Origin of the sequence: Cellvibrio sp., assembly GCF_039207905.1 — a bacterium.
GTDB lineage: Bacteria > Pseudomonadota > Gammaproteobacteria > Pseudomonadales > Cellvibrionaceae > Cellvibrio.
Map to the genome: position 1 here is coordinate 55419 of NZ_JBCECX010000010.1, position 16330 is coordinate 71748.

Consider the following 16330-nt stretch of genomic DNA (forward strand, 5'->3'; position numbering starts at 1 on the left):
ACCACCATGCCCGATATCGTAATCATGTTTTTCCTGCTCGGCGTATTAGCCGGACTGGCCAAATCCGACCTAAAAGTCCCGCAAGCGGCTTACGACACCCTGAGCATCCTGCTCATGCTCACCCTCGGCCTGAAAGGCGGCTTAGCGCTCCATGGACAATTGCACTGGAATCTGGTGCCCGAAGTCATCACCGTCATCCTGCTCGGCGTAGCCATCCCGCTGCTGCTCTATCCGATCTTACGCAACCTCATCCAACTAAACGCTGCCAACGCCGCCAGCATCGCCGCGCACTACGGCTCAGCAAGCGCAGGTACATTTGCGGTCGCCCTCGCCTATGCCGAAGCAAACCATTTGGTGATCTCCCCACAAACCACGCTTTATCTGGTGCTGTTGGAATTACCGGCGATAGTGGTTGCGATTTTGCTGCACAGAAAAGCCACCAACAGCAGCGGTTCCATGGCAGGAATATGGCACGAAGCCCTGACCAGTCGCGGAGTGGTATTACTCGCAGGCGGCGTAGTGATCGGCTACTACTGCGGCCCAGAGGGCAGCAAAGATGTTGCGCCACTTTTCATCGGTGCCTTTAAAGCCTTGCTCGCACTTTTCTTGCTCGAAATGGGCCGTTGCGCATCACAATATCTCTCGCCCTTCCCCATCCAACATTGGCGGTTAATGGCATTCGGATTAGTCGCACCCTTCGCTCTCGCATTAGTCGGCATAGTGACCGGAATAGTATTGGATTTGCCGGAAGGCACCACGCTCATTCTCGCATCACTCACCGCCAGCGCCTCTTACATAGCTGCACCCGCCGCCATTCGCGCCGCAATTAAAGATGCCGATGTCGGCCTCGCGATTTTCGCCGCACTCGGTGTGACATTTCCGTTGAATGTGCTGGTGGGAATTCCGATTTATTACGAGATGATGCAGTGGATTTAGTAATTGAGCATCTGAAAGGTTAAACCAAATTTTTGCAGATACTGCTTTACCCTGTGAGAGTCATTTGCGGAAGATTTTTTTTCACGGCTCGCATTAAATAAAACACGACCCGCCTCAGCCAGGGATCGACTGTTACGACAGACCTTAATCACTTCGTTTAATTGCAAGCGATCAAATAAATCCAATTCGCTTAACTGTTCTGGTGAAAGTACGTCAGCGACCAGATCAGCGTGTAATTGCAGCGATGCTTGAAACCCACTCCATGCTTGCTGCAAACGAACAATTTCACCATCCACTAGTGCTTCAGTAATTCGCCCGCCCACTGCAAGCGTTGCCATACGGGTAATGCTGGAGTTTAAATCGCGAAAGTTTGCTCGCCAAAGCGCCTGCGATGAATTAGCAAATTGCAAATACTGGTCGCGCGCGCCTTTATTGAAATTGACTTTATAGCCGGCGTTGCGGGTGAATTTTTGCAATTCGTGTTCGATGTTAGGCTCAAGGTCTTCGATACGCTCTTTTAATGAAGGCAATTCATATGTCCATAAATTAATCCGCGCGAGCAAGTCTTCACGAAATAATCCCTGCCGAACTTGATCAAACAAATTACGGTGAGTACCAGCAATTAACTGAAAATTACTGGAAACCGGCTGATCACCACCAAAAGGCATAAATATTTTTTCTTCGATTGCGCGCAGCAACATTGCCTGCTCATCCAAACCCAGCTCGCCGATTTCATCTAGAAACAATAAACCTTTATCAGCTTCGCGCAACAACCCCATGCGCGCATTCAGCGCACCGGTAAATGCACCTTTAACATGACCAAATAAAGCCGACATCGCGTTATCGCCACGCAAGGTTGCGCAGTTCACTTCAACTAATTCACCGGTAAGCTGCCCGCGCAGTTTTTTTAATTCGTAAATACGCTTGGCTAATTGCGATTTTCCCGCACCGGTTGGGCCATTTAATAAAATCGGTGCAGTCGATTTAATCGAAACTTGCTCAAGTTGTTCGATCAAACTATTAAATGCTTTATTGCGCGTATGAATTCCGCTTTTAAGATGAATGACTGCGTCGGATGATTCTTTTGCAAAGCGTGAAGCAATTTGGTCGTAGCGTGAAAGGTCAAGATCGATAACGTGATAAACACCTGGAGCACCTTCTTTGCTGGGTGACGACTGCAATAACTTGCCCGGTAAATAATGCGCCTCCGTAAGCAAATACAAACAAATTTGCGCTACGTGCGTACCGGTCGTGATGTTAATGAAATAGTTATTTTGCTCAACATCGAATGATTGGTTAATGGCCACATCGTGAATCTGGCTATAAACCTGCTCGAAATCCCAAGGATCGTCACAATGAATAGGAACCGCTGTAACTTTGGTCTGCGGTGAAACCTGAGCCATATCATGGATAGTCAAATCCAGCAGCACCTGATCTTCCGGCAGATACATCAATAAAAATTCGTCCACCGGAAATTCAGAGTGCATCAACAGAGCAACACTGGGTCGCCAGCGCTCCCAGCGCCGCTTACCCAAGCCACCATGATCAAGCCTTGAACCTAAAATCCCGACAATGACATTACCCATATAGATATATTCCTATCTATTTTGATATATAAATTAATATCAACCATCCTACCCAAATACGGACAAACAGCCAATTAAAAAATAAAACACAATAAAATCAATACCTTAAAAATTAATTAAACCTCCAATTCAAAGTTGGCAACGCGCTTGCAATTACCTATGTGTAAACAAAACGAAAGGATAAGAGAAAGATCATGAGCAACTACGAAGTCATGCATAACAAAGGGCAAGTGCCGGTGAAATCCTGGACCAAGGGCGTAAGTTTCGATGAAAACGCACGGGCGCAGGTGAACAACATGGCGAGCATGCCCTTTATCCATAAGTGGATTGCAGTAATGCCAGACGTTCATTTAGGTAAGGGGGCAACTATCGGCAGCGTGATCCCAACTATCGGCGCAGTGATACCTGCGGCAGTAGGTGTGGACTTGGGATGCGGAATGATGGCTGCGAAAACCACATTGAATGCATCACAGCTACCCGATTCCTTAACTGCATTGCGTAGCGAGATAGAGAAAAAAGTACCGCACGGAATGAGCCCGAAAATGCGTGGTATGCGAGACAAAGGAAGCTGGGCAAATGTGCCGGATGATGTACTCAATGCATGGAGCCCACTAAGCGATGGTTACGCAAAGTTGGTAGAGAAGCATCCGTTTTTGAAAAACACGAACAATTTTAACCAGCTCGGAACACTGGGAAGCGGGAATCACTTCATCGAAATTTGTATCGATGAAAGCAATAAAGTCTGGGTAATACTGCATAGCGGATCGCGCGGTGTAGGTAACCGTATCGGGACGCATTTTATCGAGCAAGCTAAAAAAGATATGGAGCGCTGGTTTATTAATTTGCCCGATAAAGATTTGGCTTACATTCCCGAAGGGAGCGATAAATTTCGCGATTATGTAGAAGCGGTTGCCTGGGCACAGGATTTTGCCAAAACCAATCGTGAAGTGATGATGGCCAGAACACTGCAAGCTATGCGCGATATTTTAAAAATTTCGTTCGAGGCGCACGTGGAAGCAGTGAATTGTCACCACAACTATATCAGCCGCGAAAACCATTACGGGCAAAATGTATGGGTAACGCGTAAAGGTGCGGTGAGCGCGAAAAAAGGCGAGATGGGAATTATCCCCGGAAGCATGGGTGCAAAATCCTTCATCGTGCGCGGACTAGGTAACGAAGAAAGTTTTTGTAGCTGTAGCCACGGTGCGGGACGAGTGATGTCGCGCGCAGAAGCAAAACGTCGCGTATCCATGAGTGAACATTTACTCGCGACGGCAGGTGTTGAATGCCGAAAAGATGAAGATGTGATTGATGAAACACCTTCAGCCTATAAGCCCATCGAAAAAGTGATGAGCGCACAATCTGATTTGGTGGAAATTGTCCACACACTGAAGCAAGTACTGTGTGTTAAAGGCTAGGTATTTAAACCTTAAATAATTAACTAAAGATAAATCCGCACAAGGATGTGCGCGATAAACAGAATTTGGCAGGTTGTTATTGATGGAAAAATTAACAACGCTGAATGATCACAGCGGTTCCGGTTTTTTCGGGCTGACACAACCATCATTGATGACTTGTGTATCGGGATCAGGCAGTTGCCAGATAGTGCCTTGTAGCTCAGCGGTAGAGCAACGAACTTGTATTCGTAGGTCGCTGGTTCGACTCCAGCCAAGGCTCCAATGCTATAGCTCATTTGGTAGAGCATCTCACTGTTAATGAGACGGTTGCCGGTTCAATTCCGGCTAGCAAACTGGTCTTCCAACCAGCTTAAAAGTAATACCGCAGACCTCCTTGGAATTTATTGTGCTGCTATAAACGGTTTTCAAAAGGTAAAGGATTTCACCAGCACAAAAAATCCAAACAGAGAGCTGCCACAAGGAACAAATTGATTAGCGCGCAAAGGCGATCATTGCAATTGATTGCACAACATGGAGCAAAAGACATGGATTGTAATGCAATGGAGCGCATTTGATTTGCCAATGCCCGTTAATGACCCCCCTTGTGCCCGCCTTCTGTGGAGGTTCTGCACTCACAACAAAAAGCCAGGAATGGCAAAGGATGAAAAAAATGAAATTCAAGAAAAAGTATGTCATCAGCGATAGCCAATTAGGCTTGTTATTCAAGGACCAACAATTCCAGCAAGTATTAACCACTGGAACCCATGAATTTTGGGATTGGAAAAATAAACTGACCATGCAGTCAATCACTGTGACTAATACATTGGCTGATGGTGTAAGCAAAGACATTTTATATCTTGCTGACCTGTACCCTGCTGCGTTTGCAGATTATTTGCAGCAATGGGAAACCAACGAAAACGAAGTTGGACTGGTGTATCAACAAGGTATTTTGCGCGATATTAAAGGCCCCAGCCAACGCGGTGCTTATTGGAAACAGAAAAACCTGATCAGCCTGGAAAAACTGGACATCAGCGAACATTTTTCAATTTCCGACAAGCTGGTACGTGTTCTCTCTGGTGTTCGCGATCCTTTACTGAGCAAAGCTGCAATGACCGCTATCGCATTGAGCAACGTAGCCGAAGGTCATGTTGGCTTCTTAATGGTAGATGGAACCACCCAGCGCAGCCTGCAACCTGGTTTACATATGTGGTGGAAATACAACCGCACCATTGAAGTAAAACAGTTCGATTTGCGTTTGCAAAACATGGAGGTCAATGGTCAGGAAATTTTGACCAAAGATCGCGTTAGCCTGCGCATCAATTTGTCAGCGGTATGGCAAATTGTGGATGCAGAAATCGTGAAGCGCGAATTGGCAGACAGCAAAGATTATTTGTATCGCGAATTGCAATTGGCACTGCGCACTATTGTAAGCACCCAGACACTGGATGAATTACTGGCCGATAAAAACTCACTTAACCAGCAAGTGCTGGCGATAGTGAGCGAAAAATCAGTGCAATACGGTATTTCACTCAAGTCAGTGGGCGCGCGGGATATAATTCTGCCCGGTGAAATGAAAGCAATTTTGACTCAGGTAGTAGAAGCGCAAAAACTTGCCGAAGCTAACCTGATCAAACGCCAGGAAGAAACCCAGGCAACACGCTCATTGCACAACACCGCAAAAGTGATGGAAGGCAACCCAGTACTATTGCGTTTGAAAGAACTGGAAGTGCTGGAAAAAATCACCGGCAAAATTAACACCCTGAACGTCTACGGCGGCTTGGATGGTGTCATGAATGATCTGGTGAGGATTACCGATAGAACGGCGAAAGCTTAATTAAGTGGCCAGCTATGCTGGCCACATTTTATGGGAATAAAAAAATGGAAAGCCCGACATCTCAACAACAAAGCAATTTGCTTGATCTCGGTGAAGCCCGCATACAGAAATTAATCAGTCAAGCCAGTAGCCCCAATGGTTACGAACGTGAAGCAGCAGTCACCGCCATTAAGCGATTAAACGCACCGCAATTGCTGCCCACGCTTATTCGCAGAGCGAATGACTGGGTTAGCAGCGTAAGCATGCGTGCAACTGAAGCTTTGACGTGCTTGCTTAGAACTGAGAATCAGGCATTCTTCATTGAAGTCCTGCCAGATATTTTTCACTTAGCCCAGTGCGGTAGAAGAGATCACTCACAGCTAATAGCAGCAGTCCTTGAGTTTTTATTGGGGGAGAGTCAAAAACACTCACTAATTGGTGCCATCAGCCATCCCAATCCAAAAATTAGCAGCATTGCTTTTCACTTATCCACTAAGCACAGCCTGGTATCGAAAAAAGAACTGTTATCACTCGCTATTAAAAGCGAAAACATTGCCGTTGTTCGCGCTGCTGCACAACTGATCAATGAAGTAGACGATGAAGGATTTTTGCTTTTATCTCAAGAGTTGATCTGGCACAAATGCAGTGCAGTGTCATCAAGAGCAATCAAACGATTAAACCTTCTCACTCCTAAAGAAATTGAGAAGCTATCAGCTGATTTGATTTTTAACCGCAGCGCCGAAATCCGGACAATTGCAAGGAGTCATCTAGCTCAATGCGGCGTTGATGTGCTAAGCCTCTACCGAAACGAATTAAATTATTCCGCAGCACCGCTTTATAAACGTCGCGTAGCGTTAATTGGTATTTGCGAAACAGCTAGTGAAAAATCTCTCAATGATTTAACGCAGGCATCAATATCTCCCGAGCCAAGCCTTCGCTCGCTAGCAATTACACGCTTGGTTAAACTATTGGGAGACAAAGGAAGATATATCGCAATTGTTGGCATTTTTGATGAAAGCCCAAAGGTTGCAAGAGAATCTGCAATAGCATTCATCAAACAAGGGCTTCAATGCTCGGTAGAAGAGCTGCTACAACTCACGCGCCTCGGCAAATCGCCAAATCGGTTTGACGTAGCAATGTTTCTTGCAGAGAAAGGCAACAAATGGGATCACATTATATTTTTGCTTGAGCTTATTCAAAGACAGATTGGAGAGGATGATCTGATCAGAGAAAACTACACCCGGTGGCATACGAACTACAATCGCAGGCAGACTCAACCAACTAAACAACAATTAGTACAACTGCAAGATATCCAATTAAAAGATGAAACCTTAACTAACGAACTGGCACAAATATTAAAGATTTTTTGATGCTATTCCAGTGTTGGGCATCACCGCCCAACCTGGATCAAGTCACCACACAATTTTCAGGCACAACCGGCGGCGAGCCAATTTCTTCACCCAACATTTCACGCAGTGCCGATTCAATCATATTGGTCATTGCATCCAATGCGAGGTCATTTGGCTCAGTGCCGAATGGATCTTGCAGCTCTTCTGCCAGTGCCTCCAATGCCAAGAAGGTGTAGGCAACGAACACGACAATCAGCGGGGTCATAAAGCCCAGTGTCGCAACTAATCCCAAGGGCAGCAAAAAGCTATAGGTGTATACGGTGCGGTGAAGAATGACCGAATAGGCAAAAGGCACGGGGGTGCTGGCAATTCGTTCGCATCCGCCCAGGCAGGCACTTAATTGGGATAGATGCTGATCCATCCGCGCAAATAAAATCGGGCACAGCTGCTCTTGTTTACGCATAGTGCGCAGCTGTTGCGCGAGATCCAGCACCACCAACTCCGGTTTAAAACGACCTTTGATGACTTGAGTCACCGCTTCAGGTCTTAATAACTGCTGCAATGCTGGAGTCGCATCTGTGTGGCGGAGCTGGGCACGCAGCGCATGGACAAAGGCAATCAGGCTATATACAAATTGACGGTTCTGTTCGTCCGACGCATCGGCCGCGGTCAATTGCTGGCGAGTCAGCGTCCGGGTCTCGTTGAGCACTGCACCCCATAATTTGCGCGCTTCCCAAAACCGATCGTAGCTCACCGAGTTGCGAAAACTCAGGAAGATAGCCAAGGCAATCCCCAGCAGGGTGAACGGTAGCGGCGTAAGATCCGGTAGCAGACCGGGATAATAGTGGTGCACAACCACCACCAGCGTGGCCAATGAAACGAGCAAGAATAACTGCGGCAAAATACGGTTAAGCAAGGAGCCACGCCAAACAAACAACATACGAAGCCAGTGCAATTTCGGCCGGATAATCATAGAAAGGAGGTCACGTAACAGGAGGGAAGAAACTGGCGCCATGGTAAGACCTGATCCGCGAAATGCCCAGCGCTTGAGCAGCTAAAATGAAAAATATAATTGGATAGAGCAGGTTAAAGGGGCATTCAGGAAATCATTGTCGGCATCTCATCTCCAGCGTGCTAAGATGCGCGCCTTTTTTCTGTTTCCGGCCCGTTTTGACGGGCTAAACTAATGATTTCACGCAATCAGGCACGAGATATGGCAAGAAAAGTGGCAGTGATTATGGGTTCCAAGAGCGATTGGGCCACCATGCAAGCGGCAGTAGAAATACTGGAGCAGATGGGTGTTGAGTATCACACCGAGGTAGTTTCTGCCCATCGCACCCCGCAAAAGCTCACTGAATTTGCTGAAACCGCAGTGGATAACGGTTATGCAGTGATTATCGCCGGCGCCGGTGGTGCTGCGCATTTGCCCGGTATGGTCGCCGCACACACCCGCTTGCCAGTACTGGGCGTGCCCGTACAAAGCAAAGCACTGAGCGGTGTTGATAGCCTCTATTCTATTGTACAGATGCCCAAAGGCGTTGCGGTTGGCACTTTGGCGATTGGTGTTGCCGGTGCATTTAATGCCGGTTTGTTGGCCTGCCAGATTCTGGCGGTAACTGATCCGGCGTTAGCCACCAAAATCGACCAATTCCGCCATGACCAAACCCAATCGGTTTTGGATAATCCAGATCCAAGAGATCAATAGATCGCGATCAACAATCGTGATTGGTAATCCCCTTTGCAGTCAGTAAGCGCGTTTCGAGGTTAGGCATGAGTCAACGAATTTGGGTTTTAGGTGCAGGCCAATTGGGCGCGATGCTCAAGCATGCCGGTATGCCATTGGCGCTGGACGTGTGCCCGGTGGATATTAATGAAGGCACAGCGCCTGCACTCGCGCCTAATGACCTGGTTACCGCCGAGCGCGAGCAATGGCCGGAAACCTTGGTGACCCATGCGCTAGCGCAGCATCCACGCTTTATTAACCAAGCTATTTTTGGCCGTTTGGCTGACCGTAAAACCCAAAAAGAATTAATCGACTCACTCGGTATTGCCACCGCACCTTGGCGCAATGTGGCAAACGATATCACCGCCAACGAATTGCGCGATCAACTCGGCGAGCGCGTTTTATTGAAGCGTCGCACCGGTGGTTATGATGGCCGCGGCCAACACTGGCTGCGCACCGATGACGATGAAGTCCCTACAGATTGGCAAGGCGAAGCAATTGCCGAACAGGCGATCAACTTCGACGAAGAAGTTTCATTAGTTGGTGTGCGCAACCAGCAAGGCGAGTGCGTGTTTTATCCACTCACCTTGAACTTGCATTTAAACGGAATTCTCTACGCCTCGATTGCACCACTCGACCGCTTGCAACCGCTGCAAGCACAAGCGGAAACCATGTTGGGGAAAATCCTTAACGCGCTCGATTACGTCGGCGTAATGGCGATGGAAACTTTCCGAGTAGGCGATCAATTATTAATTAACGAATTGGCACCGCGCGTTCACAACTCCGGTCACTGGACCCAAGCGGGTGCCAGCATCAGCCAGTTTGAATATCACTTGCGCGCCGTTGCCGGTATGGCGACGCCGCAACCACAAGTGACCGGCCAGAATGTGATGATCAATCTCATCGGCACTGACTACAATCCCGAGTGGCGCAACCTCTCCTGCGCACGCACTTACTGGTACGGCAAAGACGTCCGCGCTGGCCGCAAAGTTGGCCACATCAATATTGTCAGCAACAACATCACCGAGATCCGCGAAACGCTGGTATTGCTCGGTGACCTCTTACCCGAGCACTGCTACCGCGAAGCAATCGACTGGAGTTTGCGCGGATTAGCCCCGCTTTAAGAATGCCTCTCATCACGCCTGCCTAACCCGCGGGCGTTTTGTTAATTTGGTTAATGTTTGCAGCTTGTTTGTCGAGAAGTGTGATAGGTTTTGCATTTATCCCGTGTTGAATCATCAAGGAGCTGCCGGATGTTTACTTTGCATATCGCCAACAAGAATTATTCCTCCTGGTCACTGCGCCCCTGGGTGCTGATGCGCACACTGGACATCCCCTTTACCGAACAAATTCATCCACTGGGCACATCAGGCAGCAGTTACGATGCCTACCGGACATTCTCCCCCAGCGGTCGCGTCCCCTGTTTACAAGATGGCGCGCAAACCGTGTGGGACTCGCTCGCGATTGTTGAATACCTTGCCGAAACCTATCCGCAAGTTTGGCCAACCGATAAGGCTGCGCGCGCTTGGGCACGTTCCGCCAGTGCAGAAATGCATTCGGGCTTTCAGGCACTGCGTAATACTTGCGGTATGAGTTGCGGTCATCGCATTGAGATGAAAGAAATCTCCCCCGCGCTGCAAAAAGATATAGCGCGCATCAACGAACTCTGGAACCAAGGTCTTAGCGAATTTGGCGGTGCGTTTTTAGCGGGCGATAAATTTACGGCTGTCGATGCGTTTTTTGCGCCGGTTGTTTTTCGCTTCCAAACTTATGGCTTGCCATTGACCGGCGCAGCCAAAGATTATCATGCGCGCTTGCTACAACTACCGGCACTGCAAGAATGGTATGCGAGCGGCCTTGCGGAAACCTGGCGCGAACCAGACCATGAAACAGAAATTCTTGCAGCCGGAAAACTTATCGCCGATTTGCGCGCGAGCAATTAATCACAACAGCTCTGTTAACCCGGAGTTTATTCAACAGACACAATCGCTTTAACGGAAGCAAGAAGTAATGATGGAAAACACAGTAACTATTACCCCGCACCTGCAAGAAAATTATTTGCATGTCGATGTAAAAGGCGTGGGCAATTATGAAAATGCGTTGACCTTGTGGACCAGCGTTGCGCAAGCTTGCGAGCAATATCAATGTTTTAATGTGCTGGGTGAACAATTCTTGATGGATACCGTCACCACCACCGAAGCCTTCGATCACCCGGCACTCTTTAAAAAAGCCGGAATCAATACCAAACACCGCATCGCCTGGGTTGATAAAAATCCCCGCACCCGCGAAACCACGGCATTTATCCGCGATGTATTAACCAGCCGCTCTGTTGGTTATGGCAAACTCTTTAACGATGTCGATACAGCCAAACGCTGGCTGCTCGGAACTAACTGATCACCAATCCCACCACTCTCTTCGCTACCAACCCATTCATCCCTTTTTAATCAAGCGCACATTAGTAGTGCAGCAATCGATTACATTTAATCCTTTTTGACAAAGACCTACCCCCTTACTAAGGTTCATACAAGCGCCACACAAACAGCTTGGCCTCAACTTAACACCATAATAATTCTTATAACCAACCGACAATATAACTGTGCCTTTCTGTGCTGATTTTTATTAGTGCGCGGGTGATAGAGGAGTTTTCCATGTTTAACGATATGAAAGTCGCTGTACGCCTTGCCGTACTGGCGGGCATGCTGGTTGTACTTATGATTATCATCGGTGTCATGGGTATTAAAGGCATGCGCGATGCAAACCGGGGTATGCAAACTGTTTATGCCGATCGCGTGGTACCCATGCGCGATCTGAAAGATGTTATCGATAATTACGCGTTAATCATGGTCGATGTACCGCAAAAAACAGTAAAAGGAATTATCACACCGCAAGAAGCACTCAAGATCACTCAGGAAACCCTGCCTGCAACTGAAAAGATATGGGAAACCTATTTAGGTACATTCTTGATTGACGAAGAAAAAGCGCTGATACAAAAAGCAACGCCGCTGATTACTAAATCCCAACAACAATTGCGCGATCTGCAAAACTGGTATGCAAACAATAATATCGATGCAGTAAACGTTTTTACCCAAACGGGTATCTACCCCATTTTTGATCCGCTCAATGAAGTGTTCACCGAGCTCAATAAATTGCAGGTGCGAGTGGCCGAGCAAGAATTTATTCGCTCAACCGAACGCTACGAAAGCACCCTGATGACAAATAGCATAATTATTATCATCAGTATTGTGATCGCCATTATTTTAAGTTTTATTATCGCCCGCAGCCTGCTGAAACAATTAGGTGGTGAACCAAACTACACCGCAACTGTAATCCACCATATTGCACAAGGCGATCTCTCTGTCACCGTTGACCTTAAACACAATGACAACAGCAGCATCCTGTTTGCCATTCGCCAAATGGTTTCCAAACTGTCAGAAATTATTGGCGATGTACGCTCCACTGCTGACTCGCTTTCTTCCGCATCAGAAGAGCTGAGTGCAACAGCGCAATCGCTGAGTCAGGCAGCAACACAACAAGCCGCCAGTATCGAAGAAACCAGCGCATCCATGGAGGAGATCACCGCTTCTATCGGGCAAAATAATGACAACGCCAAAGTGACCGACAGCATCGCTAGCAAAAGTGCGCAAGAAGCTACCCAAGGTGGCGACGCGGTAAAAAATACGGTTGATGCCATGCGCAAAATTGCGCAAAAAATTAGCGTGATTGATGACATCGCTTATCAAACCAATTTACTCGCATTGAATGCGGCGATTGAAGCGGGCCGCGCTGGTGAACACGGGCGCGGTTTTGCGGTAGTGGCAAGTGAGGTACGCAAGCTCGCCGGACGCAGCCAAACAGCAGCAAAAGAAATTGGCGAACTTGCAGGAGGCTCGGTAAAACTGGCCGAAAGCGCCGGGCAATTATTGGATGAAATTGTTCCCGCCATTCGCAAGACGGCGGATTTAGTACAGGAAATTTCTGCCGCAAGCGATGAACAAACCATGGGTGCCAACCAAATCACCACGGCAATCTCGCAAATCAGCGTGGCTACCCAACAAAATTCTTCATCAGCCGAGGAGCTTTACTCAACTTCAGAAGAACTCACCAGCCAAGCCTTGCAACTGCAACAAATGATGGAGTTCTTTAAACTCAAAAGCGCACGCAACGCCTAGCGCTTTATCACTCCAAATAAAAAAGCCCGGTGGAATAATATTCCACCGGGCTTTTTTATTAACTCTATGTTACGCAGTAAAAATTCGTCAGCTTAAAGAATCCAGACTTCAACACGGCGATTCATCCGCCGTCCCTCTTCTGAATTACTGCTAGCCAGCGGAGCCTCCTCACCCATACCACGCGCAACCAATGGATAAATACCCCGTGCGATTAGTTGTTGCTCTACCACTTTAGCGCGACGCAACGACAACTCACTATTTTGTGCTTTGTCGCCTTCGCTATCGGAGAAACCAAACAATTGCACACGCTTGGGTGAATTGATCTCTACATACTTAACTAAACGTTCAAGATCGCTAATACCCTTGGTATCCAATTCGTCGCTACCATCCTTAAAGCGGAAGTTAATCGACAAACGCTGCGAACGGACTGTCAGGTTGCGCATATCTTCCGGATAAAAATTATTGGCAAAAGGCTGTCCGGTTTTAATATTTTGCGATACCAAGCCGATATCCTCTACGATACTTTGGCCGCGCTCGGTTTCACTGAAGTTAACAAATTCTTCAGCATCACCATTAATATTCTTCTGCGGCAAATAAAAGAATAAGCGGCGAGCTAAAGGATAATCCTCAGTGCTCACTGTAAAGTGAGTAGGCAGAATAGGCTTTGCATTATCGGTGCTGGAAATTGCCATTAGCTTCGCACGGCGCACATAGGGTAAACCGATAAAACCAATCGCGCCCTCATCTTTCGCCACCGTATCCGATAGTTCAGTGCTCGATTCAAAACGTTTCGCAGTAGGTGCCAAAGATGTTTTAGCTGGGTCTAACACCATACTTTTAAATGAATCCCAGGTACCGGAATTTTCATCGCGTGCATAAAGGGTAATAGGTAAATTTTTCCCACCCACTTGCGACCAGTTATTTACTTCACCGGAAAATATTTTTACCAATTGCGGAATGGATAAATCAGCCAACGGATTATTGGTGTGGGTAATAATTGCCAAGCCATCCAAACCGATAATATGTTCACTGGCTGCCTCGGTCAGGTCGCCACTGGATTCCAACAACTGCTCGCGCTCTTGACCTTTGATCTTGCGCGACGACATGCCTAGTTCCGCTTTGTTCTGCTGCAAATCGGTAAAGGCAGTACTGGAACCGTGTGCATGAATCTCAACAAATTCGATGCGACCATTCAGCTCGGCGCTCACCGCTTTTTCAACCGCGTTTTTACCCTGCTCGGTTTTAATATTCGCCGCGCCCCGCGCCATAAAATAGGATTCAACTAAACGCGGCGCTAATTTTTCACCCAGGGTATTGGAGCCGTGCACACGGAACAAAGGTTTACTCGCACGTGTAACCGGGCCACCCGGAACATAGGCAGGCTGTTGCACGGCGGATTTAATCTGCGCACCGGTAACCGCCTCAAGCACAAATACTTCGCCAGCATCTAGCGGCAAAAAAGAACGCAACAAATAACCGCCAAGTACCAATAATAAAGAGCAAGAAAAAGCAGCAAGAAAACCTAGCCTGATACTGCCACGACCTTTTTTCTTCGGTTTAAATTCATTGCCTGTATGGGTGGCAGTAACAACATTATCCTCCATCTGGCGCACATCCCACACCAGTTGAGTTAACTCATCGTTGTTTGCGGCCAGGGCTTTTTCCAATAATTCTGCGCGGTACTCTTCGTCCTTTAACACCATATTTAACGGAATGTGCATCTTTAAATGAGCTTCGCACAAGCGTTTTAAATTCCATAATTTATCGACCAACGCCACGTTGTAATGCATATGTTTGTGGGACTTGGGGGACATAGTAGCTCTCTGCTAATCGACAAAACCGGATTGGCAGATTTGGATATTTTCCCAACCGCCAACCAATGAAGCCCAGTACTATATGACGGCATTGTGACAGCAGGGTTACATCTACATACAGCCTACTATTGCAGTAGTAATCAGATTGCTATGATGGATTCTCTTAATTACCAGCACTAACTCTTATGGAAACAATTCCACCGCGCAAACCAGGATTTTGGGAAGCAACCAAATTTTGGCTCAAATTGGGGTTCATCAGCTTTGGTGGGCCAGCGGGGCAAATTGCCATCATGCATCAGGAATTGGTGGAACAGCGCCGCTGGATTTCCGAGAAGCGTTTTCTGCACGCACTGAACTACTGCATGCTCCTGCCAGGCCCCGAAGCGCAGCAACTAGCAACCTACATCGGTTGGTTAATGCACCGCACCTGGGGCGGTGTTATTGCCGGTGCGCTCTTTGTTTTGCCGTCCCTGTTTATTTTGATTGTGTTGTCATGGCTGTATATCGCCTACGGCCATTTAACATTCATTGCCGGGATTTTTTATGGGATTAAACCCGCGGTAGCCGCGATTGTCGTGCAAGCGGCACAACGTATTGGTTCGCGCACACTAAAGAACAATTGGTTGTGGGGCATTGCGATCGTAGCCTTTGTCGCCATTTTTGCATTGCATCTACCCTTCCCGATAATTGTATTGTGCGCGGGAATTGTCGGTTGGCTCGGCGGAAAGTTTTCGCCACAGCTATTCAATGCCAGTGCCAAACATCAAGCCAACCAAAAAAATTATGGCCCGGCAATTATTGATGACGCAACGCCCACACCAGAACATGCAACGTTTCGCACAAAAAATTTGCTGCTCATTATTGTGTGCGGATTATTACTGTGGGTACTGCCCATGTTATTGCTCGGCGGAACTTTTGGTTGGAACCATGGCTTCACACAAATGGCCTGGTTTTTTACCACCGCTGCACTACTGACATTCGGCGGCGCTTATGCGGTTTTACCTTATGTGTACCAAGGTGCAGTTGTTAACTACCAGTGGGTAACTCCGGCACAAATGATAGATGGGTTGGCACTGGGTGAAACAACTCCCGGGCCATTAATTATGGTGGTCGCTTTTGTCGGATTCGTCGGTGCTTATACACAACAATTTCTAGGTGCCGATCACTTATTTTTAGCCGGCGCTATAGCCGCTACATTAGTGACCTGGTTTACTTTTTTGCCGTCATTTATTTTTATTCTCGCCGGCGGCCCTTTAGTTGAATCCACCCAAAGCAATTTACACTTTACTTCACCACTAACGGCAATCACCGCAGCAGTTGTGGGAGTGATTGTAAACCTCGCATTATTTTTTGCATATCACACACTTTGGCCAGAAGGGACTGAATTAAGTTGGCTGTCACAATTAGATTTGGTCGCATTGGCAATAGGTGTTGTCGCTAGCGTTTTATTATTTTATTGGAAGGTTGGAATTATTCGCGTGTTAGGAATTTGTGCACTACTGGGGATTGCGGTAAAAACATTTGTTTAATAACAATAAGGCGC

The 16330-nt window shown here is 47.5% G+C and carries 13 protein-coding genes and 2 tRNA genes; 12 read left to right on the forward strand and 3 right to left on the reverse strand.

Annotation, left to right across the window (positions count from 1 at the left end; all coding sequences use genetic code 11):
- The first annotated feature begins 6 nt into the window (after positions 1–6).
- On the forward strand, positions 7–936 hold the full coding sequence (locus tag AAGC78_RS07855; protein WP_435783512.1) for a sodium-dependent bicarbonate transport family permease: 930 nt from the start codon (positions 7–9) through the stop codon (positions 934–936).
- Here AAGC78_RS07855 and rtcR read toward each other — a convergent pair.
- On the reverse strand, positions 933–2522 hold the full coding sequence (gene rtcR / locus AAGC78_RS07860) for an RNA repair transcriptional activator RtcR (RefSeq protein WP_435783513.1): 1590 nt from the start codon (positions 2520–2522) through the stop codon (positions 933–935). The genes AAGC78_RS07855 and rtcR overlap by 4 nt on opposite strands.
- Before the next feature lie 194 nt (positions 2523–2716).
- Between rtcR and AAGC78_RS07865 the strand changes: the two genes are divergently transcribed.
- The 5 genes from AAGC78_RS07865 to AAGC78_RS07885 all read left to right on the forward strand — a co-directional run bounded on the left by AAGC78_RS07865 (position 2717) and on the right by AAGC78_RS07885 (position 7102).
- Positions 2717–3940, forward strand: coding sequence for an RtcB family protein (locus tag AAGC78_RS07865; protein ID WP_435783514.1), 1224 nt, complete (start codon positions 2717–2719; stop codon positions 3938–3940).
- A 189-nt stretch (positions 3941–4129) separates the two neighbouring features.
- Positions 4130–4201, forward strand: a tRNA-OTHER gene (locus AAGC78_RS07870).
- Positions 4201–4270: transfer RNA gene (locus AAGC78_RS07875), tRNA-Asn, on the forward strand. Before AAGC78_RS07870 ends, AAGC78_RS07875 begins: the two co-directional genes overlap by 1 nt.
- A 319-nt stretch (positions 4271–4589) precedes the next feature.
- On the forward strand, positions 4590–5753 hold the full coding sequence (locus AAGC78_RS07880; protein WP_435783515.1) for a slipin family protein: 1164 nt from the start codon (positions 4590–4592) through the stop codon (positions 5751–5753).
- 14 nt (positions 5754–5767) lie between these two features.
- Entirely contained in the window at positions 5768–7102 is a 1335-nt protein-coding gene (locus AAGC78_RS07885; protein ID WP_435783516.1) for a hypothetical protein, read from the forward strand.
- A gap of 37 nt (positions 7103–7139) precedes the next feature.
- Here the strand turns inward: AAGC78_RS07885 and AAGC78_RS07890 are convergent, their stop codons facing one another.
- Positions 7140–8096, reverse strand: a complete 957-nt coding sequence (locus AAGC78_RS07890; RefSeq protein WP_435783517.1) for a bestrophin family protein — start codon at positions 8094–8096, stop codon at positions 7140–7142.
- A 198-nt stretch (positions 8097–8294) separates the two neighbouring features.
- On the opposite strand from AAGC78_RS07890, the gene purE reads away from it, so the two are divergent.
- The 5 genes from purE to AAGC78_RS07915 all read left to right on the forward strand — a co-directional run bounded on the left by purE (position 8295) and on the right by AAGC78_RS07915 (position 12973).
- Positions 8295–8786: a 5-(carboxyamino)imidazole ribonucleotide mutase gene (purE, locus tag AAGC78_RS07895; RefSeq protein ID WP_435783518.1), complete on the forward strand. Its 492-nt coding sequence runs from the start codon at positions 8295–8297 to the stop codon at positions 8784–8786.
- Positions 8787–8851: 65 nt separating this feature from the next.
- Positions 8852–9928: a 5-(carboxyamino)imidazole ribonucleotide synthase gene (gene purK / locus AAGC78_RS07900; protein WP_435783519.1), complete on the forward strand. Its 1077-nt coding sequence runs from the start codon at positions 8852–8854 to the stop codon at positions 9926–9928.
- 129 nt (positions 9929–10057) lie between these two features.
- A complete protein-coding gene (locus AAGC78_RS07905; RefSeq protein WP_435783520.1) occupies positions 10058–10747 on the forward strand; it encodes a glutathione S-transferase N-terminal domain-containing protein in 690 nt (229 codons plus the stop codon).
- 67 nt (positions 10748–10814) lie between these two features.
- Complete coding sequence (locus tag AAGC78_RS07910; protein WP_435783521.1) at positions 10815–11198, forward strand: hypothetical protein; 384 nt, start codon at positions 10815–10817, stop codon at positions 11196–11198.
- 254 nt (positions 11199–11452) lie between these two features.
- A complete protein-coding gene (locus AAGC78_RS07915) occupies positions 11453–12973 on the forward strand; it encodes a methyl-accepting chemotaxis protein (RefSeq protein WP_435783522.1) in 1521 nt (506 codons plus the stop codon).
- 92 nt (positions 12974–13065) lie between these two features.
- Here AAGC78_RS07915 and AAGC78_RS07920 read toward each other — a convergent pair whose 3' ends face one another.
- Positions 13066–14787, reverse strand: coding sequence for a substrate-binding domain-containing protein (locus AAGC78_RS07920; protein ID WP_435783523.1), 1722 nt, complete (start codon positions 14785–14787; stop codon positions 13066–13068).
- A 185-nt stretch (positions 14788–14972) separates the two neighbouring features.
- On the opposite strand from AAGC78_RS07920, the gene chrA reads away from it, so the two are divergent.
- A complete protein-coding gene (gene chrA / locus AAGC78_RS07925; RefSeq protein WP_435783524.1) occupies positions 14973–16316 on the forward strand; it encodes a chromate efflux transporter in 1344 nt (447 codons plus the stop codon).
- Positions 16317–16330 lie beyond the last annotated feature (14 nt).

Bases quoted from the DNA above. Each gene is read 5' to 3' on its own strand.
- AAGC78_RS07855 (WP_435783512.1), top strand. From the start codon at position 7: ATGCCCGATATCGTAATCATGTTTTTCCTGCTCGGCGTATTAGCCGGA.
- rtcR (WP_435783513.1), bottom strand. From the start codon at position 2,522: ATGGGTAATGTCATTGTCGGGATTTTAGGTTCAAGGCTTGATCATGGT.
- AAGC78_RS07865 (WP_435783514.1), top strand. From the start codon at position 2,717: ATGAGCAACTACGAAGTCATGCATAACAAAGGGCAAGTGCCGGTGAAA.
- AAGC78_RS07880 (WP_435783515.1), top strand. From the start codon at position 4,590: ATGAAATTCAAGAAAAAGTATGTCATCAGCGATAGCCAATTAGGCTTG.
- AAGC78_RS07885 (WP_435783516.1), top strand. From the start codon at position 5,768: ATGCTGGCCACATTTTATGGGAATAAAAAAATGGAAAGCCCGACATCT.
- AAGC78_RS07890 (WP_435783517.1), bottom strand. From the start codon at position 8,096: ATGGCGCCAGTTTCTTCCCTCCTGTTACGTGACCTCCTTTCTATGATT.
- purE (WP_435783518.1), top strand. From the start codon at position 8,295: ATGGCAAGAAAAGTGGCAGTGATTATGGGTTCCAAGAGCGATTGGGCC.
- purK (WP_435783519.1), top strand. From the start codon at position 8,852: ATGAGTCAACGAATTTGGGTTTTAGGTGCAGGCCAATTGGGCGCGATG.
- AAGC78_RS07905 (WP_435783520.1), top strand. From the start codon at position 10,058: ATGTTTACTTTGCATATCGCCAACAAGAATTATTCCTCCTGGTCACTG.
- AAGC78_RS07910 (WP_435783521.1), top strand. From the start codon at position 10,815: ATGATGGAAAACACAGTAACTATTACCCCGCACCTGCAAGAAAATTAT.
- AAGC78_RS07915 (WP_435783522.1), top strand. From the start codon at position 11,453: ATGTTTAACGATATGAAAGTCGCTGTACGCCTTGCCGTACTGGCGGGC.
- AAGC78_RS07920 (WP_435783523.1), bottom strand. From the start codon at position 14,787: ATGTCCCCCAAGTCCCACAAACATATGCATTACAACGTGGCGTTGGTC.
- chrA (WP_435783524.1), top strand. From the start codon at position 14,973: ATGGAAACAATTCCACCGCGCAAACCAGGATTTTGGGAAGCAACCAAA.